The 303-nt window shown below is 35.6% G+C and carries 1 protein-coding gene; it reads left to right on the top strand.

Features of this window, described 5'->3' with window-relative positions; all coding sequences use genetic code 11:
* Positions 1-303, top strand: a 303-nt coding sequence (locus L979_RS16540; RefSeq protein WP_047692903.1) for an AAA family ATPase, incomplete at both ends; no start/stop codon positions are given.

Here is a 303-nt window from a genome sequence, read left to right as displayed (position 1 = left end):
ACAAAAGGCTTAGAAATAAAGATAATGCACCAGAAGACTTGCATTTCTTAACAGGTGGCGAGTTTATGCTTGATGATTCGCACCACATGAATTTATTGTATGAGTACATCAAAGAAAATGATATCAAGTTCGTTATTTTAGACAACCTTATGACAATGCTAAGAAATGGCGATATTATCTACGGTAAAGACTTCGAGCCAATGCTTAGAAGAATTACACGCTTGAAGTTGCTCTTTCAAGATGTAACTTTCTTACTGGTAGCTCATGCAAACAAATCAGCTTATGCAAACTCAATGGACGATA

The organism is Kocuria sp. ZOR0020 (assembly GCF_000800955.1).
Classification (GTDB): Bacteria; Actinomycetota; Actinomycetes; order Actinomycetales; family Micrococcaceae; genus Kocuria; species Kocuria subflava.
Note: the sequence above shows the minus strand (reverse complement) of the source record. Positions and strands in the feature narration are given on the sequence as shown.